This window comes from Rhodoglobus sp. G.S.23 (assembly GCF_056675935.1).
The window spans coordinates 1082011-1108995 of sequence record NZ_CM155237.1 but is presented as its reverse complement, the minus strand read 5'-3'; the positions used below and the strand labels follow the sequence as shown (position 1 = coordinate 1108995).

Here is a 26985-nt window from a genome sequence, read left to right as displayed (position 1 = left end):
CCTCTAGTCATAATCGAATCCGTTATACGTTCTGTCGTAGGTTTGGCCACCGTTGGCGATGACGCGGACGACAAGTGTTGGGGTTGCCAGTAGGGCCACGTCCGCGTGGCAGCTGCCGCCGGGCGTGCTGGTGTTGGCTGTCTGCCAAGCATCAAGCGTTGCGCCTCCACAGCGATACTGCACAGCCTCGTAGGTGCCGGTGGGCCAATCGAGCCACGTGAAGGTTCCGCTCTGGTTAAGTACGTCATTGTCAGACGTGAACGTGAGGCTTGCCACTGAGGGGTTTACGGGAACTCCGAGCGGGAATGGTGTTGACCAGGTCGGCTGGCAGATCGGGCCCGATCCGTAGCTTCGGCACGCGCGCACTTCAACGGAAACGTAGGTTCCATACTGTTGACCACCGTCGGCCGTGAGGAACGAGCCGAGCGCAACTGGTCCAAAAATTGTGCCGGGAACGCTGCCACCGCTGAGACGGTAGTAGAGCGTGTAGTCGCTTGTCAGCGCGTCGCTGCCCATCATTCCACCGTTGACGGTGAAGTCGAATCGGTTGCCGTTTGCCACCGGTCCTGCCGTATTGAGCGCGGTCACGACAGCGGGAGGGGTGTGCGCAATCACTGTTGGAGATACGGTGCAGCCTTGCCCGTTGTAAGCAAACACAAGCATTGTGTACGTGCGATTGGGGGCTAGCCCGGTAAACGTTGTCGACGTACCGCTGGCGGCCGCCGAAAGCTTGGCACCGTTGCGAGCGATCGATCCGTCAGCAGCACAGGTAGGAGCTGTCCCGGTATAGGCAGCGGCGGTGTACTCGGTAACGGGGCGACCATTCTCGCTAAATGCTCCCGCCCACGTCAGATTGGCTGTGCTGTCGTTGACAACGCTCGCAACGGGAGCAGCAAGTGCGATCGGTGGGCCAGCGGGTACTGCGCTGCGCGGCTCGCTGGTATTCCACACCGATAGCGCTGTGTAGGCCGCGTTCCGCGGGCTGACTGTATAGGTAACGGCGACACCGTTGTCGAGTACCCACGTCGCTGGAGTATCCCAGGTGCACGTGGTGCTGTCGCATTGCGTCAACCCGAGCGAGGTCTCGAATCCACCAACGACAACGCGGTAACGGTCCACTGGTGAACCACCGCTCGGTGTGGGCACCGCATTCCAGGTCAGTCGCAGACCGTGGTCAAGAGGGGCTGCACTCAATGCAGTGGGGGCTACGGGGATGATGTCAGACCAGACAGCGTCTGCAAGCGTTACGGGGTCGGATTCTCCGATCGCGTTAATAGCGACCACCGTAACTTTGACCGCATTCGTTGGGCCGTTGCCTGCGGTGGCGATTGCACACGTTGTGCCGGCACACTCCGTCGTGTTCGCAACGACGGTGCCGACTTTCGTGGTCACCCGATACGACGTAATGGCCGAATTGTTAGACGGACCGGCGTTCCAGCGCATCATGATGGTCTTGTCCCCGAAGCCGCTTGGCCCCAGGTTGGAGACCGGATCAGGTCGATCCTGAACGGAGACCGTCACTGTTCCCCACACGTAGCGAGACACATCGTTGGTCGCGTCAGCAACCCGATACTGAAGATTCACGTCGCCGGGCACTGCGTCAGCCGAAACGGTAACGGTCAACGTGCTCTTATCGCTGCTCGGCACGATCGTCAATCCGGCGGGGATCGCTCCGCCACCGAGCCCGCGAATATCGATAACCCGCAATGGTGCACCGGGGAACGGATTGGTCGACGCGTCGTTGGCTAGTACGTCGACGACCGTGGTCTGACCGCGTTGAGCAATTGCAGAGTCTGGCGCTGGGCTTGCCAGCGGGCGAGTTGAAGGAACTACATTGAGCTCGATACGCCCGGATTTACCCTCAGAGAGGTCGTCCTTGACCCCGAGCGAGATCGACGTCCGAGTTCCCTTAAACGCGCTGTTGTTCGCGCGAAGAATCAACGTCGTGCCCTCAAGCGAATAAGTGAAGCCCTCAGGGAGTGGGCTCAACACGGAGTAGGCGAGTTCGTCCAGGTCGTCAGGGTAGGGGTAGTTCGTCAGCTTGAGGAGATCGATCTCCTTCTCCTGGCCCGGCTCAAAATCAATTACGGCGCCGCCAAAAACTGGAGCTTGGTTGTCTCGAGGGAGCACGTCGATCGGCAGCACCAAGATTGCTTTGCGGCCTTCAGGGTCGGTCGCTGACGTGCCGTCCGTGACCTCAAACGAAATGGATGCCGGACCAAAGTACTTTTCTGCCGACGTGTAAACAAGAGTGTCTTCGTCGCGCACGAGGCTCGTGCCATCACTGTGGGTCGCCAAGACCGTACTGGAGTCGGTGAGTCGAACCGGCTTCTCCCCGACCGCAATGATGTAGTCGTTGAGATCGATCACTAGCGTGCTCTCACTATTGACGCTCAACTTTTTGGCTCGACGATCGATCTGGGGCAAGGCGTCGTTGTACCCGGGCACTTTGATGAAGGCGTAGCTGAAGGCTTCGGGGTCTGCCGGGTTGGTGACGCGGAACGGGATGATCTGTCCGGCATCCTCAACAGAAATTTCGATCTTTTTGTCAGAGGTCACTCGTGCGACATCGCCGAAGCCTGTGTAGATTGCCAGCGATAGCGTGCGAGGGTCACCATCCGCAAAGAACACGTCACCGAGCACATCGACCGTTACACGATTGCGGTCGAGCACGTCTGACAGTGTGAGAACACTATCCGTCGCTATCGGGTAGGCGGGTTTGGCTTCAGGGTCAACTGTGACGCGGATGAAGTTCTGGCTCGAACCGCCCGTTTCGTTCTCGATGACATAGATGATTCCGTAGTCGCCTGGTTCTTCCGGCGGAGTCACATTGACCACGTCACCGTCGATTTCAGCAACGGTTACAGAATCGTTCGGTTCGACAGACACGACAGACAGCGGACTACCATCAGGGTCGGAGTCGTTAGCAAGGACCTGAACCGAGACTGTAATACCCGGCTTGACAGTGACCTCATCGATGATTGCCACGGGGTTCCGCGCACCATCGATTCGTGGGCTGATACCGATATTGATTTCGCCGTTCGCTCGCGCACCCAGCGAATCGATGAGCGTGTAGCTAAAGGTGTCTGTTCCGGCGGAGTACTCTCCGGCTTGGTAAACAAAGGTATTCGAATCGACTTCAATGACCGCGCCCTTGCTGGGGTTGGTTGCTTGACCCAGCAACTGAACGGAGTCACCATCGGGGTCTGCTGACGTCAACGGGATTTGCACTCGCACGGTGTCTCCAGCAAGAACGCGAGCAGTAACCGTCGGGGGAACTGGCGGGTTGTTGCTTGCCGGGTCGAGTTCACGAACGGCAATGCGCACAATCGCGGTTGCTGACTGACCATCGGGACCAGCGACTTGATAGGCGGCGGTGAAGTTTCCGGTGCGGTCGGGCGCAAGGTAGCGAAGAACTTGGCCGGAGGCGAACAGGAGCCCGGAATCCTCAGGGAGGTCCTGAGCAAGCTTGGGCACGAGAGTCAGTTCGAGTCCATCAGGGTGTTCGTCGTTGTGGAGTACCCGAATGTCGACAGCTTGACCCACGCGAACGGTAACGGAATCATCGTTCGCGATCGGAGCTTGCAGCCGCGACGGGGCGGGAATTTCAACAACAGTAATAACGCCAATGGCGTCCGCAAGGCCGTTACTAATGCGGTAATTGAAACTCACTGGACCGTCGTCGAGTGGAGCTTCCAAGCTGACACGCACGAGTCGCTGTTCCAAGACTTCGGCGCGTACGCCAGAGCCGGCGGGCAGATTCATGATTTCTGTGACGAGAAGCACTCCGCCGGCGGGGTCAACGTCAGTGCCCGCAACATCGATTCGTTCGTTCTGCAGTGTCTGCACGAAAATCGTCTTGGGTACCGTAATCGGTGTCGTGTTCGCGTCTGGTGGTGCAACGACATCGATTCGTACGATTGCCGTAAACGTCAGGTTTCCGTCTGTGACAACGTACTCAAGATTGTGGCTGCGAATCTCATCGCTCTTGAACCGGAAGGTGCCCGTCTCGTAGCTGGGCAAGACTTGAGCACCAGTCTTGGCTGGAACGCTATTGAGGCGGATGTTTCCGTTGCCACCGCGAACATGAGCCAGCGGTGAGACCGTGACTTCTTTGCCCGCATACGCCAGTACGACAAAAGGATCGGCTTCGATCGGAACTTCCCCGGGCGATTTGACCGAAACGGAAATGCTACCCGAGCTTTCGGCGTCGCCATCTGAAACGACGAGAGTGACGATTTTGAGTTCGCCGCCAGCGCCGGAGTCAGAGAAAATAACGTCTCCGCCTGGCTTGTAGCTCACAGTGTCGGGAACCGCGACTGCCGCGCTCGTCAGATAAAACGGATCACCATCGGGATCAACCCAGTCGCCAAGCACTTGTTCGGTAATTCGTCCGCTGGTTTGAACGGTGAACTTCGTCGCCCGCACCTGCTGCGGCGGCGAGTTTTCAGAATCTGGGCGAATGTCGACGACCACGGTTGCTGTCGCTGTACCACCGCGACCATCACTGATGGTGTAGCTGAAACTAACTTGGCCGCTCGCACTTGGCTCGAGCGTAAGTTGAATCTGCTGGCGTTCATTGATTCGGTCGATGCGACCTACACTTGCGCTAATCGTCGGCAGTTCTTCGACAACGAGGACGTCGCCGTTTGCGTCATAGTCATTCAGTAGCACCGGAAGAACTGTTGCGCGACCGGGGCGAGCCCCGAACGCGTCGTCAACGGCAACGGGTGGTTGCTGCACCTTGTCGACTTCGGGTTCGAGATCGAGAAGATTTTGTTCAACTTCAGGTTCTTCCTCATCTGTCGTGATGAGTTCGTTCCAGTTATTGATGAGCTCGCCATCATCCTGAATGGCCCAGGTGCGTCCGCTGAGTCGATCATTGAGAACCGCGCGCGTGCCATTAACGGAATATGACAACTGCGCGTTGGCTTGCATCTCGGCCAATTGCAGCATCACACCATCACCGGCATCCGTTGGACAGCGTCGCCAGTTCTCGCCGCTCGTCCAAGCGGCGAACTCGCAATCACCAATCCGAAGCGGTGCCGAGGCCAACCCTGACTGGCCAGTTGCCAAGCCAACGGCGGCGGCCCCACTGAGCGGAACGCTAAGAACCCCATCGCTATAGCCGATGAGCACTCGCTCTCCCCCGGTGGATGGGAGCTGGAGGATCGGGCCATTGCCACCATCAATAAGGCCAGTGAGGTCGACCGTCCTGCCGTCCATATAGAGCAGTTGAGCATCCGCATCGAGAATTGCCCACTGGCCGGCAACAGAGGTAATGCTGAGTTCCGCAGTGGTGTCGAGGTCGAGGGTAACGCTCGATTCTGCGGTGTCGGAGATCGCGGCGTTCACCCGAAAAAGCTGACTTGTCGACGGGGAGAAAGCGAAAAGCAATCCGTCTTCGTCAACGCTGACAATCGCGTCGGCACCGAGGCTCAGCGACGCGACAGACTCAGCATCGAAATTGAGGAAGTCGTCGTAAGAGCGGATCCATACTTCGCCGGTGCCATGTTCAAGCACAACGACGTTTTTCCCTGCGAAGAAGACCTCGGGTTGGTTTGGCGGGAGCGCAATACTCTCGGCTACCTCTGAAAGCGCGGGATCAACCACATCGATCGCGCTCTCAGAGCGATCGAATAGCAGCACGTTCTCCCCGTGCTGAACAACCTCAAGGTCAGCGCTTTGAGCGTTCACCACCGAGTTGATTTCGAGCACTTCTGTACTTGCGCGGCCAATAGCCTGCTGCTGGTTGTTGGCAACCCACACAGCACCGTCGGCAAGATCAACGCGCTGTGCTGTGTAACCCGTCGACACAACGGCGATCGTTGCGATCAACGCAACGATCGCAGAGATGGCTACCGCACCAACAACAGTGGAGCGGCGCGCTCCGCGCCACAGCTTAGCCATCGTCACCGCCTACTTTTACTGGCGTCATGGCAACACCGCGCACTTCTGAGCACTCGATGACCCAGACTTTCCGTCGCGCGTCACTGTCACAGAAATGCAGACGTTCTCGCCTGATTCCGCATCGACGACGAAACTCGGCTCCCGTTGTTGCACCGGCGGTTGACCGTCGGTCGTGGTGATTTGGTACGAATCACCCGCTTCGAGTCCGGGATCTTTCCAAGAAAATTCCACAACATCGCTCGATATTGTCGCGCTGATATCGCTAACAACAGGAATGCCACTCGACTGTGACTGCAACTGGGTGAACGTCACAGTTGCCCCCAGCACCACAACAAGTGCGGCAACAATTACTCCGACCCACGCGATGGCCTGCATGCGGTAGCCGCGAGGTGGCGGGTTCGAGCCAGTCTTTCGTCTTCCCGCTTTTTCATCGACGGCCTCGCTGTCGAAAGAACCGAAACTGTCATCGATCGCTGCCGGACGACGACGCTTTCGGCGTTGAGATGACGAAACCGGCAAAGCCTGACCTGGACGAACTCGAGTGCGGTCTTCCAACTCTGCAACGGTCGCGAGTGCCCAGTCATCCATAGCAACTTCGATCGGAGTTTGCGAAAGGCCGAGTTCCGACTCCACCGCTTGGAGCTCGTGCACAAGCTCAAGCACACTGCCTTGGCGAGATTCCGGCTTGCGCGACATCGCACGATTCAACGCACGCTCAAGGCTCTCGGGAACGTCGCCACGACCGGTCGTGCGAGGCTTGGCTCGGTTGATTCTCGAAATCAAGTCCGTCGACTTATTCGACTCGCCCGGTACTTCGAACGGCGAACGACCGGCCAAGAGGGAATAAACAGTCGCAGCGTACGACCACAGTTCAGACTCAATAGTGCCAGCAGTCTCATCCATCAAGACTTCTGGTGCGGACCACGGAATCGACATTCCGACGGCTTCAAGATTTTCGGATTCGCTGAGGGTCGCTGCGATTCCGAAGTCAGAGAGCACCGGATGCCCGTAGGCGGTCGTCAGGATGTTCGATGGCTTGATGTCACGGTGAAGAACGCCGGCGCGATGAGCTGTTTCAATCGCGCTGCCGATCTTGATAGCGATGCGCAGCACCTCGGGAACTGGCAAGCGCTCGGCCCGGTAGCGCTGACTCAAAGTCGATGAGCAAAGTTCCATCACCAAGTACGGTCGGCCATCGGAAGAGACGCTCGCCTGATAGACCGTGAGGATCGACGGGTGGGCGCTGAGCTGCGCCATAAGATTCGCTTCGGCCTGAAACATTTGTCGAACTTGGTCGTTGACAACTTCACTCAGCATCACCTTGACAGCGACCTGACGTCGTGGCATGTTCTGCTCATAAAGAAATACGTCAGCGAATCCGCCGGAACCAAGAACGTGGACGTGGGAAAACCCCGGCAGCGCAGGGGGCTCTGATGGCAGTCTTCGAGCCACAGCACACCCCTAACATGTCGACGAGTTCGACCATTCTAAGTGAGCAATTAGCTCAATATCCGGATTCTGCCCCTTGTTTGGGGTCAGAGAGTCTGTCCCCAGTATGGAGGACCTACCGCCTAGTCCACTGTAGGTACTTCTAGTACATCGAGGATGATCGCGGTGATGTTGTCACGACCACCACTGTCGAGTGCTGCTGCGATCAAAGTTGACACGGTTTGTGCCGGGTCAGTGCGTTCGGCCAGTTGACGCGAAAGTTCATCCTCCGGCACCTCGCGAGTGAGTCCATCAGAACAGATGAGCAGTCGTTGTCCCCGGTGGATCGGCAGCATCCAAAAATCTGGCGATGGCGCCGCGTTGAAGCCGATCGCCCGTGTGATGATGTTGGCGTCTGGGTGATCGTCAGCTTCGTCACGAGTGATGAGTCCAGCATCCACAAGATCTTGAACTACAGAGTGATCTCGGGTGATCTGGGTGAGCACGTCATCTTCGAAGGAATAAACCCGACTGTCACCAACATTGAAAACTGCGAAGGCCACCGACTCGTGATGCTCAGTGAGCACAACACCGGTGACGGTAGTGCCGACGCCAAGTTCGCTGTCCTGAGCGATCAACCCGATGTAGTCAGTGGCGCGCTCAAGTGCACGTTCCACCGAACGCGCAGGCAAGAAGTCTCCCGTGATGGCGTCATCGAGGCGCTCGACGACGGCAGCGCTAGCGAGGTCACCAGCCGAATGTCCGCCCATGCCATCAGCAACCGCGAACATCGGTGCCCGAGCGACATAACTGTCCTCATTTGCGGCACGCCGATGTCCAGTATGAGTGCCTGCAGCCCACGCAAACGTAAACGTCTGGTCTTCTCGCCCTGGCAATGCGATCGTGTGCCGTGAATTGTTGCCGCCGATTTCGGTCACGGCCACCTTCCTGCTTGCTTTACTCCAGACGCCGCCGCGGCAGAATCCGAATAATGTTTCCGTCTCCAATATCCACTAGCGTGCCGGCAGTTACGACTACCGACTCACCCTGCCGAAGTTTTTTCGCGGCATTGCCGGGAACTTGAACAACGGACCCGTTGGTAGATCGAAGATCTGTCACGATAACTGATGAACCCAACTGACGTATCTCTACATGGGTTTCTGACACTTCTCGTGTTGGCGAGTTCACCGCGATAAGCCTAGGCCCGACGCCGCGAACGACGCGTGGGGGCCTAGGGTCGCGGCCAAACACACACGGATGCTCAAGATTGTGGGCACCTGCTGCGCCGTCAATTTGCACTCGGTAATACAGTGCGGATGTCTCGGGCGTATTCGCGGCAGTGGGACGTGAACGAGTCACCGGTTGGGCCCTGACCCGCGTCGGCAGGCGTGCAGGAACTTGTGCGGTTGGCGAGGCTGCGGCCCGGCCAGCGGAGGGCGCAGCACCAGCGCCTGGCCGAATATACGGCTGCACTACTACCGGCCGTTTTCTGGACGAAAGAATGATCGTGTCATCGAGGTCGGGCTCAGTCGGCTGCACGACGGGACGCTGGCCCGCAGTAATCGTGTCGTCGAAGTCTTGCTTCACCCCGTAAGTTTAGGCTCGCTTGACGATTTCTCGTGGGAGAACGTCACGCTTTTCCGATAAAACTCATGACGTGCTTGATGCGGGTGTAATCCTCAAAGCCATAGCTTGAGAGGTCCTTTCCGTACCCAGAGTGCTTGAATCCGCCATGAGGCATTTCGGCGACGATCGGGATGTGGGTGTTGATCCACACGCATCCGAAGTCCAAATGCTTCGCGAAGCGCATCGCGCGGCCGTGATCGCGAGTCCACACGCTTGACGCGAGCCCGTAGTTGACATCGTTCGCCCATTCGAGCGCTTGGTCTTCATCAGTGAACTTCTGAACGGTGATGACCGGCCCAAAGATTTCGTTTTGCACGGCAGAGTCATGTTGCTGAAGCCCGGAGATGATGGTCGCTTCATAGAAGTAGCCACGCTCACCTTGACGATGCCCGCCTAGCTCAATCTGAGCATGGGATGGCAACTCATCAACTACGCGGGAGACCTGCGCAAGCTGATTCGCGTTGTTCACGGCTCCGAAGTACACGTCTTCGTCTGGCGCTCCTGTCTTGGCGTTTTCTCGTGTCCACTTCACCAGCTCAGCGACAAATTCATCATGCACGTCCTCCTGCACGATCAGGCGCGTTGCCGCCGTGCAATCTTGACCAGCATTGAAGTATCCGGCGGCACCGATTCCTGCTACCGCCGCAGGGATGTCTGCATCGTTGAAGACCACAACCGGGGCCTTACCGCCAAGTTCTAGATGAACCCTCTTGAGATCAACGGATGCCGCCTTAGCGACCTCCATACCGGCCCGAACCGACCCGGTGATGGAAACCATTTGCGGTGTCTTGTGGTCGATCATGAGGCCGCCCGTTGTGCGATCGCCCGTGAGTACGTTGAATACGCCTGCTGGGAGAAACTCGGAGGCGACTTCTGCAAAGAGCAGCGTTGATGACGGGGTCGTGTCGCTCGGCTTCAGGACGGTGGTGTTGCCAGCGGCAATAGCTGGCGCAACTTTCCACACGGCCATATTGAGCGGGTAGTTCCACGGGGCAACTTGACCGATAACGCCGATAGGTTCGCGACGAATCGATGATGTGTGGTCTTTCAGGTATTCGCCGGAGGCCATACCCGAAAGGTGCCGTGCCTCCCCCGCGAAGAATCTGATTTGATCGACGGAGAGCAGGATTTCATCGGCCACCAAACTGTTGCGCGGTTTGCCGGTGTCTCGTGATTCCAGATCGGCGAATTCTTCGGCTCGAGCTTCCATCGCATCAGCGATGCGGAACAGGGCTAGTTGACGCTCTGACGGCGTGGTCTCGCCCCACGTCTCGAATGCTCGCGCCGCAGCGCCGTAGGCTGCATCAACATCGGCGGCTGACGATATTGGTGAGGTGGCGTAGCTCTTCTCCGTTGCCGGGTCGACCACATCGAAACTGTTCTCGGTGGTGGCGGCAACATACTCGCCATTGATGAAGTTTTGGATCTCAGAAGTGCTCATGCCACCAAGATACCTACCGCGTCGTCAGTAATCCACTGCTGAACTGACGATTTCCGCTGTGAAACGACTATTTTGATACGGAATCACTTGCAGAAGAGGGTTTCAACTGACAAAATCGAGCAATGAGCACCTCGTCTCGCAGTTCTGCGGCCAAACCTGTGCACCTCGACGATGTCTCAAAGGCGATCATCGAGCAACTGCAGAACGATGGGCGCCGCTCCTATGCCGACATCGGCAAGGCGGTCGGTCTCAGCGAAGCAGCTGTTCGGCAACGTGTGCAGAAACTCACCGACTCGGGTGTCATGCAGGTCGTTGCTGTTACTGATCCCATGCAACTTGGTTTCTTTCGCCAGGCAATGATCGGCATCCAGGTATCAGGAGACACGACCTCTGTCGCCGAACAAATCGGTAAGCTTCCGTCAGTTGACTACGTCGTGCTCACCGCGGGCAGCTTTGACCTCCTTGTCGAAGTCGTCTGCGAAAACGACGATGACCTTATTGATCTTCTGAACCGCGACATCCGCGGAATTCAGGGCGTTCGCTCTACGGAGACCTTCGTCTACTTGCGTCTCCACAAGCAGTTCTATAACTGGGGCACGCGCTAAACGGCGCCCCCATTCTCCTCAAGAAAGTGTCTGCCATGCCAGAGTTCGACGAAGCCGATCTGCAGCAAAAAGCTAAGGATCACCTGTGGATGCACTTCTCTCGCCAATCGGTGATGGAAGACGGTCACGGCGTGCCCATTATTGTGCGCGGCGAAGGCCATCACATTTATGACACTGCAGGCAAAAAGTACTTCGATGGACTGAGCGGGCTCTTTGTGGTCAATGCTGGTCACGGCCGCAAGCGCTTGGCCGAGGTTGCCGCTAAGCAGGCAGAAGAACTCGCGTTCTTCCCGCTGTGGTCGTACGCCCATCCGAAAGCCATCGAGCTTGCTGACCGTTTGGCAGGCTATGCGCCTGGCGACCTCAACCGGGTATTTTTCTCTACCGGCGGCGGCGAGGCCGTAGAGACGGCGTTCAAGTTGGCGAAGCAGTACTGGAAACTTCAGGGACGCCACACTAAACACAAGGTGATTTCGCGGGCAGTGGCCTATCACGGCACACCTCAGGGTGCACTCACGATCACGGGAATCCCCGGCATGAAAGAGATGTTTGAGCCGCTCGTTCCTGGTGGCTTTCGCGTGCCGAACACCAACTATTACCGTGCCGAGGAAATGGGTTTCCATGGCACGGAAGAAGAGTTCGGGCTGTGGGCAGCCAACCGTATCGAGGAGATGATTCTCTTTGAGGGCCCCGAAACCGTCGCAGCCGTCTTCTTAGAACCGGTGCAGAACTCGGGCGGATGTTTCCCACCGCCGCCCGGCTACTTCACGCGAGTGCGCGAGATTTGTGATGAGTATGACGTGCTGCTGGTAAGCGATGAAGTCATTTGTGCATTCGGGCGCCTTGGCCACATGTTTGCGTGTGACGCCTATGACTACATTCCTGACATGATTACGTGCGCGAAGGGCATGACGAGCGGGTACTCCCCGATCGGCGCGACGATCGTGTCAGACCGCGTTTATGAGCCCTTCAAGCACGGCGCGACGACTTTCTATCACGGGTACACCTTCGGCGGGCACCCTGTGTCGGCCGCTGTCGCTCTCGAGAACCTTGACATCTTTGAAGAAGAGAAAATCAACGAGCATGTTCGGGAAAACTCCCCGAAATTCCGTGCGGCTCTTGAACGTTTGCTCGACCTACCAATCGTTGGTGATGTGCGGGGCGATGGGTACTTCTTTGGCATTGAGCTCGTCAAGGACAAGGCGACGAAAGAGACCTTTAACGATGATGAGTCCGAGCGCCTTCTGCGTGGTTTCCTCTCCAAGGCTCTCTATGATGCCGGGCTCTACTGCCGTGCTGACGATCGAGGGGATCCTGTGATTCAGCTGGCACCGCCGCTAACGATCGGTCCAGCCGAATTTGACGAGATAGAATCGATCCTGCGTTCGGTTCTCACCGAAGCATGGAGCCGCCTCTAGAACCACAGCAGGTTCGTTCTCTTACCCGCGGCTCAGTTAGAGTTGTTTCGTGAGTACTGAGGATAATTCGCCGATATTGCGCGAGCGCGATCGCCGTTCCCCCATGACCGTGTCCCGGGCAATTGCGATTGCCCTCGCGGTCATGCTCAATGTTGCCGTCATCGCTAGCGGAGTGTGGGTACTCACTAATCAGCAGCGCATCGCTGATCAGTTCGCCGTGTGGCAGTTCGAACCGTCATCGAGCGTTGAGAAGTATGTCGGTGAGGCCGGAATGTCCGACGAGGGCAAGTTCTTGTTTTACGCAAGCCAGCCGACGATTCAGACGAACCCCACCTTCAACAGCACGTGCTCGAACGTCGAAGAAAACTTCGGGGTGCTCGGCTGCTACTTCCCGAGCAATAAGTCGATCTACCTCTTTGACGTTACGGATGATCGGCTCGCCGGTATCGAGCAAGTCGTCGCCGCGCACGAGATGCTGCACGCGGCGTGGGACCGCACCTCTAGCGCGGAACGAGCACGGCTTACTCCGCTGCTGGAAGCAGAAGCGAAGCGGATGAAAGACGATCCAGAGTTTGCCACAACTCTAGAGTTCTACGCTAAGACCGAGCCCGGAGAGCGGTCGAATGAACTCCATTCCATTATTGGTACGGAGTTTGCCGAACTCAGCCCCGAACTTGAAGAGCACTACGCCGAGTACTTCACCGACCGCTCGGCGGTTGTTGCCCTGCACGAAAAGTCCAATGCTGTCTTTACCGCTCAGCAGGAAGCTAGCGAGAAGCTGGTAGCCGAGCTCGATACGCTACGCGCCAGCATTGATGCCGACTATGACTCTTACAATGCGGGCTACGACCAATTAAACCGGGACATCGATAGCTTCAATACCCGCGCAGACAACGGCGACTTCTCCACGGTCCAGCAGTTCAACAACGAGCGCAGTTCGTTGATCGATCGCCAAGACTCCTTGAATTCGTTCTACGCCTCAATCGAAAAGAATGTCGCGACGTACGAAGACATGGTGACGCAGCTTGAGGCACTCAACGCGACGATCAGCGAACTCAACAAGAGCATCAATATCGAGCCGCGAGACGACAAACTCTAGGACTCATCCTCCACAGCGCTCCCCCAAAGCCGAATATCGCGATGTCCGAAAATAGCCAGCGGCGCCTCTAGAGTCAGGATTACGCTCGAATCATGCAACCAGGCAACGCACTCCAGCACGAAGAAACCTACCTTCGCCGTCTTCCGTCTCCTATCGGCCGCATCGAGCTCACGAGCGATGGGGAAAGCCTCACAGGGCTAGCCATTGAAAACAGTGGCGTTCTGCCTCATGGCGCCGAAGACGAGCATTCCTGTGCCGTGCTCGATGAGGCGGCACGACAACTCACCGAGTACTTCGCTGGCAAACGTCGCTCATTTGACTTGCCTCTGTCTGCTCCTGGCACGGCATTCCAGCAGTCGGTCTGGCACGAGCTAAACCAACTCCCGTTCGGTTCAGCTGTTTCCTATGCCGATATCGGCCGCGCGACGGGCCGCCCCACTGCGGGCCGTGCGGTAGGAGGCGCCGTTGGCGCTAACCCGATCCCCATCATTGTGCCCTGTCACCGCGTGCTCGCGTCGAACCAGCGCATCACCGGTTACAGCGGTGGTGCGGGCATTCCTACGAAGGTGTGGCTACTCGAACACGAAGGAATCAGTCACCGATGAGCGAACGGGCATCGATTATCGTCGGGCCCGATGGCCGCGGTCGTTGCGGCTGGGTCGGGGACGACGAACTCTATCGCCAGTACCACGATGACGAGTGGGGGGTTCCCCTTCGCGGTGACCACAAGCTCTTCGAGAAGATCATGCTTGAGGCTTTCCAAGCTGGGCTTTCGTGGATTACGATCTTGCGACGACGTGAGGGATTACGCGATGCGTTCGACCACTTTGACCCAATGGCGATCGCGAAGTATTCCGACGCAGATGTGGCCCGACTGCTCAACGATCCCCGCATCATCCGCAACCGCCTCAAAGTCTCAGCAGCAATCACCAATGCCCGAGCAACGCTGAAACTCACGCAGCAGGCACCGGGCGCGTTGGATGCACTGCTGTGGCAGTTCGCTCCCCCAACACGGGCGCGACGGCTATCGTCGCTTGCAGATGTACCTGCCGTGACTGCCGAGTCCACCGCCATGAGCAAGGCCCTCAAAGCTCAGGGGTTCCGATTCGTGGGGCCGACGACGATGTACGCCCTGATGCAATCGGCCGGCATGGTCGACGATCACGTCGAAGGCTGTTGGCGAGCAGCCTAAGTGGCGGCGGCGACGACCAGATCGAGTTCTCCAGGTTCGCCGCGCTCGAGTTGAAAACCCGCACCCCTCGCCCACTCCATGAGCGATTCGACGGTGGAATGGTGGATACCGGCGCTGATGACCGCCCGAGAGAAGATACCCTTGGACTTTTTGTTGAAGTGGCTCAGCGCGACGCGCTTTCCGTCCGGCCCCTCAGTGACAATTCGAAGATAGACACTGTTACCCGACGCAGCGCCCAGCTGCGCATAAGCCTCAGAGCGAAGATCAAGTTGCAGCCCCTTGACGGCGCTCAAAGTCTCCGTAACCGAGGCACGCCAATGTGATTTAAGAGTCAATCCGGGTAAGCGCGAATTGTGTGAAAGTCGGTAGGCGGGAATCGGATCTCCGGCCCCAATGGGCCCGAAAAGTGCCGAATGCACAACCACCGTTTTGTGGGCGAAGTCACGTTCTGCAGGTGTCAGGCTCGGCGCATCGAGTCCGTCAAAAAGTACGCCGGTATAGCGTTCGAGGGCTGGCATAACGGGGGCGGTGGCCAGCGTGCGGTTCCGTTCAACCTCGAACTGTTGTTTAAGGCTGAGTCCAAGCGCTCGTCGGGCGGTTTCGGAATCGCCCGTGAGGTGCGTGAGCTGTTGAGCAACGGTTTGACGGTGCTCGGTCAACGCAGGGAAAGATAGCCGTGACCAATCGAGGGCGGAGCCGTGGACTCCGCCGTCTCGTTTCGTTTCAGAGGGAGGAAGAAGAACGATCACGCGTCAAGAAAGGCGATGGCCCGTTCAACGTTGACACCGATCGCGCCGGCAGAATCAAGGGTGATGCGTGCAGTCGCACCGCTCGCTCCAGTCCAGGCCGAGTATTCGTCCAGATTGTGTTCCACAGCATCTCGAGCCAGAACACCGGACCGTTCTCGTTTAGCTGCGCGCTCGACGAGTCGAGTTTTGTGTTCTTCGCGATCGGAGCACACGACTTCGATGAACCGGATGCCGGAACCTGTGCGCTCAGCGAGGTTAACCCACTGCTCGCGCGCAGGATCCACGGCGTTTACGGCGTCGATGATGATATCTCGATCGTGCATGAGAACAGATTCTGCGAGAGTCTCTGCTACCAAATAGGCGGCAAGACCTGTCGGTTGTCCACTACTAATTCCGGCTTCCAGAATCGCAGTTTCTATTTGGTCGACCGACAGGATTGTGATCTTGCGCCGTGCACCAATGACCTCTGCGAGAGTGGTCTTACCTGCGCCCGGCAGCCCAGCCATTGCAATTAGCATGAAACGAAAACTAGACCAACTCTGCGGAACTCGCCACGACTGTTACCGTGTTGTTCTCCACTGAGAGGAATCCGTTATCTGCGTTTGCGGTGACGAGTGTTCCATCAGCGGCGGTGACTCGAACTTCACCCTTCGCGAGAATCGCTAGAAGCGGTTCGTGGCCAGGAAGAATTCCGATTTCACCTTCGGTAGTGCGCGCGACGAGCTGGCTCGCCTCTCCCGACCAGAGTTCCTGGTCGGCAGAGACGACGCTCACCTTGAGAACGGCCATTGTTAGGAGTTCTCTTTCTGAATCTTGGCCCACTGCTCTTCGACATCGTTGATTCCACCGACGTTGAAGAATGCCTGCTCGGCAACGTGGTCGAACTCACCCTTGACGATCGCGTCAAACGACTCGATGGTCTCCTTGAGCGGAACAGTCGATCCCTCAACACCGGTGAACTTCTTCGCCATGTAGGTGTTCTGTGAGAGGAACTGCTGGATTCGACGTGCGCGCGAAACGGTGATCTTGTCTTCTTCAGAGAGCTCGTCGACACCGAGGATCGCGATGATCTCCTGGAGTTCCTTGTTCTTCTGCAGAATCTGCTTCACGTTGGTAGCAACACGGTAGTGGTCGGCACCTAGGTAACGAGGGTCGAGGATACGACTCGTCGAGGTGAGCGGGTCAACGGCCGGGTAGAGACCCTTCGACGCGATTTCACGGCTGAGCTCAGTCGTAGCGTCGAGGTGGGCAAAGGTCGTTGCCGGAGCTGGGTCGGTGTAGTCGTCAGCAGGAACATAAATTGCCTGAAGCGACGTAATCGAATGACCACGCGTCGAGGTGATGCGCTCCTGAAGGATACCCATCTCGTCGGCGAGGTTCGGCTGGTAACCAACGGCCGAAGGCATGCGGCCCAGAAGGGTCGATACTTCAGAACCGGCCTGCGTGAAGCGGAAGATGTTGTCAATGAACAACAGAACGTCCTGCTTCTGAACGTCACGGAAGTACTCAGCCATGGTGAGAGCCGAGAGTGCAACGCGCAGTCGCGTTCCTGGTGGCTCATCCATCTGGCCGAAGACTAGAGCAGTCTTCTCGAAGACGCCTGCTTCGTCCATTTCGGCGATGAGGTCGTTACCTTCACGGGTACGCTCACCAACACCGGCGAAGACGGAAACTCCACCGTGGTCCTGGGCTACACGCTGGATCATTTCCTGGATCAGAACGGTCTTACCGACGCCGGCACCACCGAACAGACCAATCTTTCCACCCTGTACGTAGGGGGTAAGGAGGTCGATGACCTTGATACCGGTCTCGAACAGCTCAGTCTTTGCTTCGAGCTGGTCGAATGCCGGGGGCTTGCGGTGGATGGGCCAGCGCTCGGTGATCTCGACAGTTTCACCGTTGACCTTGCCATCTTCATCCGCGTTGAGGATCTCACCGGTAACGCTGAAGACCTTGCCCTTGGTGACGTCACCAACGGGAACAGTGATCTGCTCGCCGGTGTCGCGCACTTCTTGGCCACGAACGAGTCCGTCAGTCGGCTTGAGCGCGATGGCGCGAACGACGTCGTCACCGAGGTGCTGTGCGACCTCAAGTGTGATCTCAGTCGTCTGACCACCGATGGTGACGTTGGTCTTGAGGGCGTTGTAGATTCCGGGGATCGAATCGTGCGGGAATTCGACGTCCACTACGGGGCCGGTTACTCGCGAAATGCGACCAATACCGGCAACTGTGGCTGCCGCAGCCTTCGTGGCTGCAGGCGCCTTCTTGGCTGGTGCTTTTTTGGCTGGGGCCTTCTTGGCCGGGGCTTTTTCAGTCATGGCTTCCCTATCTATGGTTCTTACTTAGCCGAGCTGAGGGCGTCCGCGCCGCCCACGATCTCGGAAATCTGCTGGGTGATCTCTGACTGGCGCGCGTTGTTTGCGAGGCGCGTGTAGTCGTTGATTAGCTTGTCTGCGTTGTCGCTTGCAGACTTCATTGCCTTCTGTGTAGCAGCGTGCTTTGCAGCAGCCGACTGAAGCATGGCGTTGAAGATGCGACTTTCGATGTACACAGGCAGCAAAGCGTCGAGCACCTTGTCCACCTCTGGTTCGAATTCGTAGAGGGGAAGAACATCCTTCTCGTCGGGCGCTTCAACACCCTCAACGATCTCCAGAGGGAGGAGACGAACGACCTCGGGAACCTGCAGAAGCATGCTTACCAAGCGGTTATACACGATGTGAATTTCATCCACGCCGCCCTCGCTCGCTGGCTGCAAGAACTTGCCAACTACGGCATCGCCGATTTCCTTGGCAATTTCGAACGCTGGCGAATCTGTTCCGCCGGTCCAAATCTGCTCAGCATCTCGCTTGCGGAAGGCGAAGTACGCCGCGGCCTTGCGACCAACGAGGTAGTAAACAACTTCTTTGCCTTCGCCCTCGAGCCGAGCTGCGAGTTCGCCAGCTTCGCGGAGAACGTTCGTGTTGAACGCTCCTGCGAGGCCACGGTCGCTCGAGAAGATGACTACCGCTGCGCGGTCGACTGTCTCTGGCTCGGTTGTCAGCACGTGATCGACATTCGAGAAAGTCGCCACCGCCGAAACGGCACGAGTGACTGCACGTGAGTACGGTCCCGATGCAGCAACCCGCTGTTTCGCCTTTTGAATGCGCGACGCGGAGATCAGCTCCATCGCGCGTGTGATCTTCTTGGTCGTCTTGGCAGAACTAATCTTCTGCCGGTAGACCCGAAGTTGCGCTCCCATAGCTTTCTAACTTTCTCTGTCGTGTTGGTCGATGATCACTGGTTCGCTGATTACTGGCGCAGAGCTCAGCGCTTCTGCTTGACGATCTGCTCTTGAGCGATGTCTTCTTCAGCGATCTCTTCGAACTGCTCGGATCCTACCGAGTTGAGCGACTTGCCCTCACCGGTCTGGAAACCTAGCTTGAATGCTTCGACTCCCGCATCCATGTCAGCAATTAGCTGGTCATCGAGTGCGTTCTTCTCGCGGAGGGTGTCGAGAACCTTCGTGTTACGAGCGAGGTAGTCGTGCAATTCGCTTTCGAAACGAAGAATGTCTTCGACGGGAACCTCGTCGAGCTTGCCGTTCGTGCCGGCCCAGATCGAAACGACCTGGTTCTCGACGGGGAAGGGCGAGTACTGAGGCTGGCGAAGCAGCTCGGTGAGGCGTGCGCCTCGAGCGAGCTGGCGACGGCTAGTTGGGTCGAGGTCAGATGCGAACATTGCGAATGCTTCGAGCGAGCGGTACTGAGCAAGCTCAAGCTTCAGTGTTCCTGAAACCTTCTTGATCGACTTGACCTGAGCGTCTCCACCAACACGCGAGACCGAAATTCCCACGTCAACAGCGGGGCGCTGGTTGGCGTTGAACAGGTCGGACTGCAGGAAGATCTGACCGTCGGTGATCGAGATCACGTTGGTCGGGATGTACGCAGCAACGTCGTTTGCCTTGGTCTCGATGATGGGAAGGCCCGTCATCGATCCGGCACCGAGCTCGTCGGAGAGCTTGGCACAACGCTCAAGCAGACGGGAGTGCAGGTAGAACACGTCACCGGGGTATGCCTCACGTCCTGGCGGACGGCGCAAGAGCAGCGATACGGCGCGGTAGGCCTCGGCTTGCTTGGAGAGGTCATCGAAGATGATCAGTACGTGCTTGCCACCGTACATCCAGTGCTGGCCGATGGCTGAACCGGTGTAAGGGGCGAGGTACTTGAATCCTGCAGGGTCGGATGCGGGAGCAGCCACGATGGTGGTGTACTCCATCGCGCCGGCCTCTTCGAGCGCGCCCTTGACAGCAGCAATCGTCGAACCCTTTTGCCCGATGGCGACGTAGATGCAGCGAACCTGCTTGTTCTCGTCGCCCGACTCCCAGTTTTCTTTCTGGTTGATGATGGTGTCGATCGCAATGGCGGTTTTACCCGTCTGGCGGTCACCAATGATCAGCTGGCGCTGGCCACGGCCGATCGGGATCATGGCGTCGATAGCCTTGATTCCGGTTTGCATGGGCTCGTGAACACTCTTGCGATCCATGACGCCAGGTGCCTGAAGTTCGAGCGCACGGCGAGCTTCTGCCTTGATCTCACCGAGGCCATCGATCGGGGCGCCGAGAGGATCGACTACACGACCGAGGAATGCGTCGCCAACTGGTGCGGAAAGTACTTCACCCGTGCGGGTAACCTCCATACCTTCGACGATGCCGGCGAATTCGCCGAGGATGACAACACCGATCTCGTCTTCGTCGAGGTTCTGGGCGAGGCCCAGTGTGCCGTCGGCGAAGCGGATGAGTTCGTTGGCCATTACGCCGGGGAGGCCGTCGACGTGAGCGATTCCGTCTGCAGCGTCGACGACGGTGCCGGTCTCGGTTGTCGCAGCCTTGCCGGGCTCGTAAGCCTTGACGAAGTCCTTGAGCGCGTCGCGGATCTCGTCCGGACTAATGCTGAGTTCTGCCATTGTGTTTTCCTATTCCGTGGAAAGGTCTGCTAACTCGCTAGCCCGCGAGTTGGATCCTGAGGTCGTTGAGCTTGGTGGAAACGCTGCCGTCGATGACTTCGTCACCGATCTGAACGCGTACCCCACCGATGATCGAGGGGTCGATGCGAACGTTGAGCTTGAGCTCGCGTCCGTAGTTCTTAGTGAGGCCCGTGCGCAATCGTTCGAGCTGCGCTGCCTTGAGCGGCGCCGCAGTCGTGATCGTGGCGACTGACTGACCTGCCTGGTCGGCAACGATGTCTGCTGCAGTGGCGATTAGTTCACCGATGCGGCGGCCACGTGGCTGCTGAACGAGCTGGTCGATGATGACGACAGCCTGTTCTGAAGCCTTGCCCTTGAGCAGTTCGTGAACCAGCGCAGACTTCGATGCGGCGGAGCCAAGCTTGCTGCCTACGGCGAGTTCCAGTTCGGCATCTGAAGAAACGGTGCCACCGAAAGCGAAGAGCTCGCTATCAATAGAGAGCTTTGCGGGAGCAGAATTTGCCACCGACCGAATGCCGATCTCTTCGATTCCTGCGAGCAAATCATCTGCACTCGACCAGCGAGCGCTCACGATGGCTGAAAGAACGGTGCGCGTAGAGGCGCTCAGCGACGAGAAAACCGAACCGATAATCGCGGCCTTGTCTTTCGCAGCGGCTGCAGGATCGGCCAAAGCGGAACGCAATTGGGCGGAACCGCCCACAACGCGCCCGGCTTCAAACAGCTCTGCGCCAGTGGCCAGAGAGTTCTTGGCAGCGACCGATGCCAAAGCATCCTTCGCGGCAACAAGCGCTTCTCTCGTAGCTGATCCCATTACTTTTTCGCCTTTGCCTTCTCTGATGCCTCAAGGTCAGCCAGGAACTGATCGACGAGCGCAGACGACTTCTTGTCATCGGTCAAGCTCTGCCCGATGACGCCCGATGCGAGGTCGATGGCCATTGAGCCAACCTCGGTGCGGAGCGACACGAGAGCTGCTTGACGCTCTGCCTCGATTGTGGCCTGTGCGTTCGCAGTGATGCGTGCAGCCTCAATCGATGCCTGCTCTTTGAGCTCGTTGACGATCGCGGTGCCTTCGAGTCGTGCCTGTTCGCGAATTTTCGCGGCCTCGGCACGGCCCTCAGCGAGCTGCGTCTTGTACTGCTCGAGAGCTGCAGCAGCTTCGGCCTGAGCGATCTCAGCCTTCTTGATGCCACCTTCGATAGCTTCGGCGCGTGCGTCGAGCGTCTTCGTTAGTGCAGGAAGGAACTTCTTCCAGAAGAAGAACAAGATGATCGCGAAGCAAACCAACGACCAAACAATGTCGTAGGTCTCCGGAATCAACGGGTTGGGCGATTCGCCCTCCGTTGCAGCAGCCAGTAGTGCGGTTAGCATCCCAGCCTCCTCTTAGTCAGTTAGCGATTACGGGAAGGGGATGAATGCAACTGCGATCGCAACGAATGCGAGCGCCTCGGTGAATGCAATACCGAGGAACATAAGGCCGGTAAGGCGACCCTGAAGTTCTGGTTGGCGTGCAACCGACTCAACGGTCTTGCCAACAACGATGCCTACACCGATAGCGGGTCCGATGGTTGCAACACCGAATGCGAGGGGTGCAATGTTTCCAGTCAGCTCTGCGACGTTCATTTGTGTTTCCTTCCGTGGTTTTCTAATCCAGGCGAATGCCGGGATCGGTCTAGTGCTCTTCGACCAGCGCGAGCTGGATGTATACGGCGGTCAGGAATGTGAAGACATAGGCCTGAAGTACCGCGACAAGGAGTTCGAAGATTGTGAAGATAAAGCCAAAGGCGAGGGTGCCAATACCGAAGAGTCCGAAGAGCCCACCGGCGGTGAAGAAGAAGAACTGTGTTGCCGAGAAGCACAGCACGAGAAGCATGTGGCCAGCGACCATGTTCATGAGAAGTCGAAGCGCCAGTGTTACGGGGCGAAGGATGAACGTGGAGAGGAACTCAATCGGCGTAACGACGATGTAGAGGTACCACGGAACACCGGACGGGAAGAGCGAAGCTTTGAAGAAGTTGCCACCCTGCTTCTTGATTCCTGCGTAGATAAACGCCACGTAAGCAACGAGAGCCAGAACAAGCGGAACGCCGATAACTGAGGTGCCAGCGAGATTGAGACCCGGAACTATACCGGTGAGGTTCATGGCCAGCACCATGAAGAACATGCTGGCGAGAATGGGCATGAAACGCTTGCCGTCTACCTTGCCAAGAGCGCCATCGGCGATGTTGGACTGAACGAAGCCCACAGCCATCTCGAGGAGGCTTTGGCCGCGACCGGGAATCATTCGCATGCGGCGGGTGCCGATCCAGAACAACACCACAATGAGCGCTACCGCAATAAAGCGAATAAGCATGAGGCGGTTGATCTCAAACGGCGTGCCGTCAAAGAAGATCGCTGGAGGGTAAAAATCGAACAGCGTGGGGCCATGAAAACCCCCATCGCCGGATCCGTCATCGGTGGCAAAGGGCGCTAGAAGCGCGAGAGCGTTATATAACAGCGCTGTCTCCAGAATCGGGGCGTGTCATCACGCGGCGATGGAAGTGGGGGGTTGAACAGGTCAAAGTCTATCAAGAGAATCAGTCTCACGACGAATCCAGAGGCGAATCCGACGAGAATTAGTTTGACGTCGAGATATCTTCACCTGGCAGCTTGACGCCGGGTACATAACTCTCACGCGCACGAACGAACGCGAGCACGTCAACGACGAGACTGCCGATCACAGCAGCGAGGATTGCAAAGAAGAACACGAGAGGTTCCAAGAACGGTTGCCCGCGCAGCACGACGAGGATTGCGATGAACACCACGAACTTGAGGAGCCACGCGCCAAGCACGATGCCAAAGAACAGAGTGCTCGAGGAATCACCGTTCGTGGCTCGCGAAGCCACAACGATAGTGCCGGCCGTGAACGCCATGAACAGCGCAGTGAGTCCAGCACCGATGAGTGCGCTGATGAGTCCCGGCGTTCCCGCGACCAAATAACCGATGACTGAACCGGCCAAGGCAATAGCGACAGTCAGTATCGCGCCATAGGCAAGAGCACGGCCGAGAATTGCGGAAGACTTCATAGGGTGGGTTCCTTCGTGAGTGGCGTTGGTGAGGTGTCGGTGGACGCGGCATCCAAACCGTCGTATCGTGCGTCGTCGTTCTCGGGAGTTTCGCGCAGCTCGCCACGACGTTGAGCAGCGGCCTCACGTGCCTTGCGAGTGCTCAAGGGAGCAAGGGTGATCGCGGCGCACACCGCAAGCCCAGCGACGAACATCAGCGCGCCCCAACGCCACGGCACAAACGTAAAGGCGAGAACACCGACGGAGGCCACGAAGGTCCAGCTGTACAGAATCAGAACAGCGTGAAGGTGCGAATGCCCCATGTCGAGCAGTCGGTGATGAAGGTGCTTGCGGTCAGCACTGAACGGCGATTTGCCTGCTCGGAGACGGCGGATCATCGCGAGCCCAAAGTCGAGCAGCGGGATGACGAGCACCGCTACCGGAAGCAGGATGGGAATGAAGGCCGGCAAGAAATCGAGCGTAAATTTATCGGGCTGCGCGAGATAGCCCGCATCCACTTGTCCAGTGACAGAAATTGCTGATGCCGCCATCAAAAGGCCGACGAGCAGTGCACCGGCGTCGCCCATAAACATCTTGGCTGGATGGAAGTTGATCGGCAGGAAGCCGACACATGCACCGATAAGGATGGCTGTGGTCAGCGACGCCAGGTTGAAGTATTCGGTTTGGGCCTGTGACTGCAAAAGATAGGCGTAGATGAAGAAGACGCCATTGGCGATAACAGCGACACCAGCCACTAGCCCGTCAAGGCCATCAATGAAGTTCACGGCGTTCATGACCAACACGACGGCAAAAATCGTAATGATGAGCGAGACATACGGCGAAAGGATGGTCTGCCCGCCGACGGGAAGCGTAGTGAGCTGCACCCCCTGCCACGCCAAAACTCCAGCCGCGATTATCTGCCCGGCGAGTTTGGTGAGCCAGTCAAGATCCCAAATGTCGTCAGCGACACCGATGACAACAATGATGAGCGCTGCGCCAAGCAGGCCAAGAACCTTACCTGGGTCGTTGAAGATCAGCGAAAAGTTGCTGAAGCTCGATGCAACGGCAAACGCAACGATGATCCCAAAGAACATCGCGACGCCGCCAAGTCGAGGCGTAGGCGTTGTGTGCACATCGCGTTGGCGAACCTTCGGGTAAAGCCGGTATTTGAGACTCAATTTGAGTACAAGCAGCGCAAGGGCGTAAGTAACGATTGCCGCAATGCCCGCGATGAGCAAGTAGAAGATTATTCGCATCGGTCGGCCCCGATCAGTGCACGGATCGACTCTGCCGGGATAACACCCTCACGCACAATGCGCAGTTTGCCACCCTCAGAAAGCAAACCAGTGGCATCCACAATCGTGGAGGCAAGTTCGCCGCCCTCACCATCATCGAGGTACACCGAGACGGATTCGCCCAGCATCGCTTGAGCCTCTGCTGCAGTACGCGCGGCGGGAAGCCCCGTGCTGTTTGCGCTCGAGACGGCAAGCGGGCCCGTTTCAGACAGAAGCTCCAAAGCAATCCGGCTTGACGGCATCCGCAATGCAACAGTGCCGTGGGTCTCCCCCAGATCCCAACTCAACGAGGGCTGTGCTGGCAAAATAATCGTCAGACCGCCTGGCCAGAACTCGGCGACAAGAGTGCGCACCTCATCCGGAACCTCGGCTGCAAGAGCGTCGAGAGTGGGGATGCCGGGAATCAGCACGGGAGGCGGCGACTGACGCGTGCGCCCCTTAGCATCGATGAGCTTCTGAACAGCCTCGGGCTGAAAAGCGTCTGCCGCAACCCCATAGACGGTGTCAGTCGGGATGACAACAAGATCGCCGCGGCCAATAGCAACACGTGCGAGCCGCATGCCGGTAAGAAGCTGAGCGTCGTCTGCGCAATCGTAAAGGTCATCCATGTCCCCAACATGGTACCCGTCGAAACAGTGAAAGACTGATCACGACAAACAGATAGCGATGGTCAACAATGACGCTGCTTTTCATCTTTGACATGGATGACGTGCTCTATGAGTACGACTGGCGTGCACGCATGGCCGCAATGAGCGAGCTGACCGGCCTCAGTTTTCTCGAACTGCGTCGCCTCTGGTGGCACGATGACGGCGAATTCGGCGCCGAAGCTGGCCTCTACCCCACGGGTGACGAGTACCTCGCAGCGTTTGAACGTGCAATCGGTCAGTCAGTGGATGTCGCACGCTGGGTCGAGATCAGAGCAGCAGCAATGACGGTGTGGCCCGATTCCATCGCAGCAGCACGACGCGCTTCCGAGCTAGGACAGGCGACCCTGCTCACGAACAACGGAGCCCTCCTTGGCGATCATTTGCCCACCCTCGCCCCTGAACTCGTAGATATTTTCGGCGACAACCTGCGCACCTCAAGTCACTACGGGGCGCGCAAACCCGATCCGGCAGTCTATGAACGAACCCTCGATGCCTATGGTGTTGATGCCCGCAACGCTTTCTTCGTTGACGACATGCAGGTGAATGTGGAATCAGCGCGGCAACTCGGAATAACAAGTCACCAATTTCTCGATTGCGCCGGACTACACCGTGCTATCGAAGAGTTCGCCAACGCGCGCGCCTAAAACGACCGCAGCACAAGCGACGCTGGCACGCGAGAGCGGGCCAGAAGCGCGTTCCTAGAGCAGCGCGGTAGTCGCGCGATCTCGGCCGAGCAAGTCTTTGTGGTGGGCAACAGCATTCCAACCGTCCGCCGTGAGCAGCGCGGCCAATGCCGGGGCTTGCTCTTCGCCGTGCTCGAGCACGAGAGTGCCCCCCTGGTGCAATAGCCGGCGTGCCGTCGTTGAGACGCGGCGCACGACATCCATGCCGTCTTCTCCTCCATAGAGCGCCAGAGCGGGGTCGTGGAGCTGTACTTCGATGTCGCGCGGGATTGCGGCCGCGGGAATGTAAGGCGGGTTCGAAATCACAACATCGACGGTGCCGTTGAGTTCAGGAAAGGCATCCCCGAGGTCAGCGTTGATGAGAGTCGCGTTATCGGCGCCGTAGCGACGAAAGTTTTCGCTCGTGTATGGCATCGCGTCGGGCGACAGCTCGACCGCATAAATACGAGCGCGCGGCACCTCGGTGGCCATAGAGAGAGCAATCGCTCCACTACCGGTGCCAAGATCGACGCCGATCGGCTCAGGAGTAGCACTCGCATTGAGCGCATCGATCGCGAACTGCACCACTGTTTCTGTCTCCGGACGTGGCACAAAAACACCGGGGCCAACCCGAAGCTCAAGATTTCGGAACGGCGCCATGCCGGTAATGTGCTGCAGAGGTTCGCGAGCGGCGCGGCGAGCAAAGAGTTCGCGCACTGTCGACTCCACCTCGGCAGGCACTGTCGACCCGGTGACCACGCGAACACGAACCTCACCGCGGCTCAATTCAAGAACGTGCGCTACGAGAAGTTCGGCATCCACAGCGGGACTCTGCACTCCCGCGGCAGTCAACAATTCAGTGCCGCTGCCCAGAAGGTCAGCGACACTGATGTTGTGTGCAGATGTCACT

The 26985-nt window shown here is 57.9% G+C and carries 25 protein-coding genes; 6 read left to right on the top strand and 19 right to left on the bottom strand.

From position 1 onward, the window contains the following. Window positions 1-3: 3 nt before the first annotated feature. The 5 genes from AC1ENN_RS05290 to AC1ENN_RS05270 form a co-directional block, all read right to left on the bottom strand. Window positions 4-5910, bottom strand: coding sequence for an Ig-like domain-containing protein (locus tag AC1ENN_RS05290; RefSeq protein ID WP_480406815.1), 5907 nt, complete (start codon window positions 5908-5910; stop codon window positions 4-6). Window positions 5911-5934: 24 nt separating this feature from the next. Continuing rightward, window positions 5935-7362: a serine/threonine-protein kinase gene (locus AC1ENN_RS05285; RefSeq protein ID WP_449648872.1), complete on the bottom strand. Its 1428-nt coding sequence runs from the start codon at window positions 7360-7362 to the stop codon at window positions 5935-5937. 119 nt (window positions 7363-7481) lie between these two features. Next, window positions 7482-8276, bottom strand: coding sequence for a PP2C family protein-serine/threonine phosphatase (locus AC1ENN_RS05280; protein WP_449648871.1), 795 nt, complete (start codon window positions 8274-8276; stop codon window positions 7482-7484). Between the two features lie 19 nt (window positions 8277-8295). Further along, window positions 8296-8925 carry an FHA domain-containing protein gene (locus AC1ENN_RS05275; RefSeq protein WP_449648870.1) on the bottom strand — a complete coding sequence of 210 codons (630 nt, stop codon included), beginning with the start codon at window positions 8923-8925 and terminating at the stop codon, window positions 8296-8298. A gap of 43 nt (window positions 8926-8968) precedes the next feature. Further along, window positions 8969-10405 (bottom strand): gamma-aminobutyraldehyde dehydrogenase, encoded by a 1437-nt coding sequence (locus tag AC1ENN_RS05270; RefSeq protein WP_449648869.1) that lies wholly within the window; start codon window positions 10403-10405, stop codon window positions 8969-8971. A gap of 122 nt (window positions 10406-10527) precedes the next feature. On the opposite strand from AC1ENN_RS05270, the gene AC1ENN_RS05265 reads away from it, so the two are divergent. The 5 genes from AC1ENN_RS05265 (at window position 10528) to AC1ENN_RS05245 (ending at window position 14719) form a co-directional block, all read left to right on the top strand. Then, window positions 10528-11010: an Lrp/AsnC family transcriptional regulator gene (locus tag AC1ENN_RS05265; RefSeq protein ID WP_449648868.1), complete on the top strand. Its 483-nt coding sequence runs from the start codon at window positions 10528-10530 to the stop codon at window positions 11008-11010. Between the two features lie 35 nt (window positions 11011-11045). Then, the gene (locus tag AC1ENN_RS05260) at window positions 11046-12428 is read left to right on the top strand and encodes an aspartate aminotransferase family protein (protein ID WP_449648867.1); all 1383 of its coding nucleotides are present in this window, start codon (window positions 11046-11048) and stop codon (window positions 12426-12428) included. 49 nt (window positions 12429-12477) lie between these two features. After that, entirely contained in the window at window positions 12478-13527 is a 1050-nt protein-coding gene (locus AC1ENN_RS05255; RefSeq protein WP_449648866.1) for a hypothetical protein, read from the top strand. 92 nt (window positions 13528-13619) lie between these two features. Then, on the top strand, window positions 13620-14132 hold the full coding sequence (locus AC1ENN_RS05250) for a methylated-DNA--[protein]-cysteine S-methyltransferase (RefSeq protein WP_449648865.1): 513 nt from the start codon (window positions 13620-13622) through the stop codon (window positions 14130-14132). Then, window positions 14129-14719 (top strand): DNA-3-methyladenine glycosylase I, encoded by a 591-nt coding sequence (locus AC1ENN_RS05245; protein ID WP_480406814.1) that lies wholly within the window; start codon window positions 14129-14131, stop codon window positions 14717-14719. Before AC1ENN_RS05250 ends, AC1ENN_RS05245 begins: the two co-directional genes overlap by 4 nt. On the opposite strand, the gene AC1ENN_RS05240 is transcribed toward AC1ENN_RS05245, so the two are convergent. The 13 genes from AC1ENN_RS05240 to AC1ENN_RS05180 all read right to left on the bottom strand — a co-directional run bounded on the left by AC1ENN_RS05240 (window position 14716) and on the right by AC1ENN_RS05180 (window position 25374). Further along, window positions 14716-15468, bottom strand: coding sequence for a YaaA family protein (locus AC1ENN_RS05240; RefSeq protein ID WP_449648863.1), 753 nt, complete (start codon window positions 15466-15468; stop codon window positions 14716-14718). The genes AC1ENN_RS05245 and AC1ENN_RS05240 overlap by 4 nt on opposite strands. Next, on the bottom strand, window positions 15465-15986 hold the full coding sequence (locus tag AC1ENN_RS05235) for a P-loop nucleotide/nucleoside kinase family protein (RefSeq protein ID WP_480391993.1): 522 nt from the start codon (window positions 15984-15986) through the stop codon (window positions 15465-15467). Before AC1ENN_RS05235 ends, AC1ENN_RS05240 begins: the two co-directional genes overlap by 4 nt. 10 nt (window positions 15987-15996) lie before the next feature. Further along, entirely contained in the window at window positions 15997-16257 is a 261-nt protein-coding gene (locus tag AC1ENN_RS05230) for a F0F1 ATP synthase subunit epsilon (RefSeq protein WP_449648861.1), read from the bottom strand. Between the two features lie 2 nt (window positions 16258-16259). Beyond that, window positions 16260-17786, bottom strand: coding sequence for a F0F1 ATP synthase subunit beta (gene atpD / locus AC1ENN_RS05225; protein ID WP_480391992.1), 1527 nt, complete (start codon window positions 17784-17786; stop codon window positions 16260-16262). 20 nt (window positions 17787-17806) lie between these two features. Beyond that, window positions 17807-18706, bottom strand: a complete 900-nt coding sequence (locus AC1ENN_RS05220; RefSeq protein WP_449648859.1) for a F0F1 ATP synthase subunit gamma — start codon at window positions 18704-18706, stop codon at window positions 17807-17809. Window positions 18707-18771: 65 nt separating this feature from the next. Further along, entirely contained in the window at window positions 18772-20409 is a 1638-nt protein-coding gene (atpA, locus tag AC1ENN_RS05215; RefSeq protein WP_480391991.1) for a F0F1 ATP synthase subunit alpha, read from the bottom strand. 37 nt (window positions 20410-20446) lie between these two features. Beyond that, a complete protein-coding gene (locus AC1ENN_RS05210; RefSeq protein WP_480406813.1) occupies window positions 20447-21241 on the bottom strand; it encodes a F0F1 ATP synthase subunit delta in 795 nt (264 codons plus the stop codon). Then, window positions 21241-21798: a F0F1 ATP synthase subunit B gene (locus AC1ENN_RS05205; RefSeq protein WP_449648856.1), complete on the bottom strand. Its 558-nt coding sequence runs from the start codon at window positions 21796-21798 to the stop codon at window positions 21241-21243. The genes AC1ENN_RS05210 and AC1ENN_RS05205 overlap by 1 nt, the downstream gene beginning before the upstream one ends. Before the next feature lie 27 nt (window positions 21799-21825). Next, window positions 21826-22050 carry an ATP synthase F0 subunit C gene (atpE, locus tag AC1ENN_RS05200; protein WP_009771813.1) on the bottom strand — a complete coding sequence of 75 codons (225 nt, stop codon included), beginning with the start codon at window positions 22048-22050 and terminating at the stop codon, window positions 21826-21828. A gap of 49 nt (window positions 22051-22099) precedes the next feature. Beyond that, window positions 22100-22924, bottom strand: coding sequence for a F0F1 ATP synthase subunit A (gene atpB, locus AC1ENN_RS05195; protein ID WP_480392161.1), 825 nt, complete (start codon window positions 22922-22924; stop codon window positions 22100-22102). A gap of 118 nt (window positions 22925-23042) precedes the next feature. After that, window positions 23043-23492, bottom strand: coding sequence for a Cg1360 family ATP-synthase-associated protein (locus AC1ENN_RS05190; RefSeq protein WP_449648855.1), 450 nt, complete (start codon window positions 23490-23492; stop codon window positions 23043-23045). After that, a complete protein-coding gene (locus AC1ENN_RS05185) occupies window positions 23489-24721 on the bottom strand; it encodes an MraY family glycosyltransferase (RefSeq protein ID WP_480406930.1) in 1233 nt (410 codons plus the stop codon). Before AC1ENN_RS05185 ends, AC1ENN_RS05190 begins: the two co-directional genes overlap by 4 nt. Next, window positions 24718-25374, bottom strand: a complete 657-nt coding sequence (locus AC1ENN_RS05180) for an L-threonylcarbamoyladenylate synthase (protein WP_449648854.1) — start codon at window positions 25372-25374, stop codon at window positions 24718-24720. Before AC1ENN_RS05180 ends, AC1ENN_RS05185 begins: the two co-directional genes overlap by 4 nt. A gap of 68 nt (window positions 25375-25442) precedes the next feature. Here AC1ENN_RS05180 and AC1ENN_RS05175 point away from each other — a divergent pair, with 68 nt between their 5' ends. Next, a complete protein-coding gene (locus tag AC1ENN_RS05175; protein WP_480406812.1) occupies window positions 25443-26057 on the top strand; it encodes an HAD-IA family hydrolase in 615 nt (204 codons plus the stop codon). Between the two features lie 54 nt (window positions 26058-26111). On the opposite strand, the gene prmC is transcribed toward AC1ENN_RS05175, so the two are convergent. Beyond that, complete coding sequence (prmC, locus tag AC1ENN_RS05170) at window positions 26112-26984, bottom strand: peptide chain release factor N(5)-glutamine methyltransferase (RefSeq protein WP_480406811.1); 873 nt, start codon at window positions 26982-26984, stop codon at window positions 26112-26114. Between the last annotated feature and the right edge of the window lies 1 nt (window position 26985).

Excerpts from the sequence above, each read along its gene's own strand:
- AC1ENN_RS05190 (WP_449648855.1), bottom strand. The coding sequence starts at position 23,492 with ATGAAGTCTTCCGCAATTCTCGGCCGTGCTCTTGCCTATGGCGCGATA.
- atpE (WP_009771813.1), bottom strand. The coding sequence starts at position 22,050 with ATGAACGTCGCAGAGCTGACTGGAAACATTGCACCCCTCGCATTCGGT.
- AC1ENN_RS05265 (WP_449648868.1), top strand. The coding sequence starts at position 10,528 with ATGAGCACCTCGTCTCGCAGTTCTGCGGCCAAACCTGTGCACCTCGAC.
- AC1ENN_RS05205 (WP_449648856.1), bottom strand. The coding sequence starts at position 21,798 with ATGCTAACCGCACTACTGGCTGCTGCAACGGAGGGCGAATCGCCCAAC.
- AC1ENN_RS05270 (WP_449648869.1), bottom strand. The coding sequence starts at position 10,405 with ATGAGCACTTCTGAGATCCAAAACTTCATCAATGGCGAGTATGTTGCC.
- AC1ENN_RS05175 (WP_480406812.1), top strand. The coding sequence starts at position 25,443 with ATGACGCTGCTTTTCATCTTTGACATGGATGACGTGCTCTATGAGTAC.
- AC1ENN_RS05180 (WP_449648854.1), bottom strand. The coding sequence starts at position 25,374 with ATGGATGACCTTTACGATTGCGCAGACGACGCTCAGCTTCTTACCGGC.
- AC1ENN_RS05250 (WP_449648865.1), top strand. The coding sequence starts at position 13,620 with ATGCAACCAGGCAACGCACTCCAGCACGAAGAAACCTACCTTCGCCGT.
- AC1ENN_RS05290 (WP_480406815.1), bottom strand. The coding sequence starts at position 5,910 with ATGGCTAAGCTGTGGCGCGGAGCGCGCCGCTCCACTGTTGTTGGTGCG.
- AC1ENN_RS05235 (WP_480391993.1), bottom strand. The coding sequence starts at position 15,986 with ATGCTAATTGCAATGGCTGGGCTGCCGGGCGCAGGTAAGACCACTCTC.
- AC1ENN_RS05245 (WP_480406814.1), top strand. The coding sequence starts at position 14,129 with ATGAGCGAACGGGCATCGATTATCGTCGGGCCCGATGGCCGCGGTCGT.
- atpA (WP_480391991.1), bottom strand. The coding sequence starts at position 20,409 with ATGGCAGAACTCAGCATTAGTCCGGACGAGATCCGCGACGCGCTCAAG.
- AC1ENN_RS05260 (WP_449648867.1), top strand. The coding sequence starts at position 11,046 with ATGCCAGAGTTCGACGAAGCCGATCTGCAGCAAAAAGCTAAGGATCAC.
- AC1ENN_RS05210 (WP_480406813.1), bottom strand. The coding sequence starts at position 21,241 with ATGGGATCAGCTACGAGAGAAGCGCTTGTTGCCGCGAAGGATGCTTTG.
- atpD (WP_480391992.1), bottom strand. The coding sequence starts at position 17,786 with ATGACTGAAAAAGCCCCGGCCAAGAAGGCCCCAGCCAAAAAAGCACCA.
- AC1ENN_RS05220 (WP_449648859.1), bottom strand. The coding sequence starts at position 18,706 with ATGGGAGCGCAACTTCGGGTCTACCGGCAGAAGATTAGTTCTGCCAAG.
- AC1ENN_RS05230 (WP_449648861.1), bottom strand. The coding sequence starts at position 16,257 with ATGGCCGTTCTCAAGGTGAGCGTCGTCTCTGCCGACCAGGAACTCTGG.